Origin of the sequence: Mesorhizobium sp. M5C.F.Ca.IN.020.32.2.1, assembly GCF_004023105.1 — a bacterium.
In the GTDB taxonomy this organism is placed as follows: domain Bacteria; phylum Pseudomonadota; class Alphaproteobacteria; order Rhizobiales; family Rhizobiaceae; genus Mesorhizobium; species Mesorhizobium wenxiniae.
On the sequence record NZ_RZSX01000967.1, the window covers coordinates 1 to 2228 of the forward strand.

Annotated in this window: 3 protein-coding genes and 1 pseudogene; 2 read left to right on the forward strand and 2 right to left on the reverse strand. The window is 62.1% G+C overall.

Going from position 1 to position 2228, the window contains the following annotated elements:
* Positions 1-493: pilus assembly protein (locus EOA86_RS31550; RefSeq protein ID WP_164892181.1), on the forward strand; the 493-nt coding region annotated here is incomplete at its 5' end.
* Here the strand turns inward: EOA86_RS31550 and EOA86_RS41580 are convergent.
* On the reverse strand, positions 450-1010 hold the full coding sequence (locus tag EOA86_RS41580; protein ID WP_348633374.1) for a PhnD/SsuA/transferrin family substrate-binding protein: 561 nt from the start codon (positions 1008-1010) through the stop codon (positions 450-452). The two genes, EOA86_RS31550 and EOA86_RS41580, sit on opposite strands and share 44 nt — an antisense overlap.
* A 76-nt stretch (positions 1011-1086) precedes the next feature.
* Complete coding sequence (locus EOA86_RS41585) at positions 1087-1356, reverse strand: hypothetical protein (protein WP_348633375.1); 270 nt, start codon at positions 1354-1356, stop codon at positions 1087-1089.
* 239 nt (positions 1357-1595) lie between these two features.
* On the opposite strand from EOA86_RS41585, the pseudogene EOA86_RS31560 reads away from it, so the two are divergent.
* Positions 1596-2228: pseudogene (locus EOA86_RS31560) on the forward strand (phosphopentomutase); the annotation flags it as partial.

The following is a 2228-nucleotide window of genomic DNA, read 5'->3' on the forward strand; positions in this document are numbered from 1 at the left end:
CTTCATGACCATGGAAGCCTCACAAGCCATCGAGACCAGCAAAAAGGTCAGTCGCATCGGCAGCATGGTGGCGGATCTCGTTACCCAGCAGCAGACCATCACGGCAGCCGATCTCGATGCGATCATGCAGATCGGCAACTCCACCCTTCAGCCGTACAACCGATCGACCCCGGAAATCATCATCACCGCAATACAGGTCACGGACGAAACGACGCCGAAGGTGCTGGTCGTGTGGTCACGCAAGATGGTCGGTAGCGCCTTCAGCGCCGCCACCGCCAAAAACTCCATCACCAAGGTTCCACCGGCGCTCGAGATCAAGGGTACCTTTCTCATTCGCGTCGAAAGTAATCTCGCATACCAGCCGATCATCACCTGGTCGGTGGACAGTGAGAAGCGGCTCGGATTGAGTTCGGCTTTCGACTCGATATCGATGGGCGAAACCTATTATCTCAGGCCCCGCAGGAGCCCGACGATTCCCTGCAGCACCTGCTGAAACGACCGCGCCCGACTCCGGCCGCCATTGCTATCGGCCGTTGCCTGACACCAGGCGCACGATGGCTGCAGCCATCGCGTAATCCTTCGGGCCAGCGACGGCGAAGCCGCCGGAATGTTTCGATTCCAGAAGATCGTAGACATCCGGCGACATCGATCTGAGATTGATGAGAAAACATGGTGAGCCGCCGTTTGGCTTCGGGATCGAGATCGCTGCGGACGGCATAGGGACCATACCGCAGCAGGCCGGACGTCCACACGACCTGAAGTGCTGCTTTCGAAAGGCCTGCCATTTCCAGCCTGGCGACCGTGCCGCCCGCAACATCCGGCTGGCCATCGGCCACCGCCGGCATCCAGCCGAAGATGGCATCGGCCTCGCCATCGACCAGCATCGTTTCAGCCGCCGCAGCCGAATTGGCGTGCGTCAGAAATGGCGCATCCTTGGCGATCTTGACGCCTTCGGCGGCCAGCCCGGCAAGCGGCAAAAGAGAACCGCCGACACTGTCCGGAGGCACCATGGCGACCGATGTGCCTCCATCGCGGCCAGATCTGGGACCTTGCCGTCCCGCGTCAGCAAGACGGATCGGATGCCGATCACGCCGTCGGAATCGACAGGCGCCACAAGAGGCTCGACGCATTCGCAACGTTCGGATGCGATGGCGTAGCGGTCGTCGAATAGACCGCATATTCGATGTGGGCGTTGGCTTGCGCCTCGATCAGCGCGGCGTAGTCGCGGGAAACGACAAACTCCACCTTCATGCCGAGCGCCTTGGTGTAGGCGTCCGTCAACAGCGCCAGACCCGGAACGGTGTTGCCGGCGCCGGGCTCGGCCGACGATGCCGACACGAAACGTGCCGATGTCATCCCGCCAATCGGCGCGCACTGGGTTTTACCAGGCCGCACCCAGCAGAGTCATGATAGCTGCGGAGGCCTTCAAGGCATGCCTCATGTGAGTTCCCCGCTGGTTTTCGTCGATCCACGCCGATGCCGGCATTTCGCCACATCTCAACTATCGCGCCAAGCCGTCTGCTTCCGAATTGCCAATGGCGGCGCGGCCCCCTATGTCTGGGCGGACAGACAAACGATAATAATGAATCCCTGCAATGGCGCGCGCCTTCCTTTTTGTTCTCGATTCCTTCGGCATCGGCGGCGCGGCCGACGCTGAGCGCTATGGCGACACCGGTTCCAACACGTTCGGACACATCGCTAGAGCCTGCGCCGAAGGCCGGGCGGATCGCGAGGGGCTGCGCAAAGGCCCGCTTTTCGTACCCAACATGCTCTCGCTCGGCCTGGGCCACGCGGCGAAAACCGCGACAGGATTCAGCATCGACAGCGGCGGCGAGGCCCAGCTCGCCTCCGCCTTCCATGGCGCGGCGCAGGAGATTTCGAGCGGCAAGGACACGCCATCGGGCCATTGGGAAATCGCCGCCTTGCCGGTTCGCTTCGACTGGGGCTATTTCCCGGACACGGTTCCCGCCTTTCCAGCCGAACTGACCGAAGCGATCATCCGCGAAGGAGAGGTGCCGGGCATTCTCGGCAATTGCCATGCCCCCGGTACCGAGATCATCGAGCGTTTCGGGGAGGAGCATATCCGCACCGGCAAGCCGATCTGCTACACGTCGGTCGACTCCGTCCTGCAGATCGCCGCGCACGAAGTTCACTTCGGCCTGGAACGGCTCTACGAATTCTGCAAGGTGGTGCGCAGGCTGGTCGATCCGCTGAACATCGGACGGGTG

Bases quoted from the DNA above. Each gene is read 5' to 3' on its own strand.
- EOA86_RS41580 (WP_348633374.1), bottom strand. From the start codon at position 1,010: ATGGTGCCTCCGGACAGTGTCGGCGGTTCTCTTTTGCCGCTTGCCGGG.
- EOA86_RS41585 (WP_348633375.1), bottom strand. From the start codon at position 1,356: ATGACATCGGCACGTTTCGTGTCGGCATCGTCGGCCGAGCCCGGCGCC.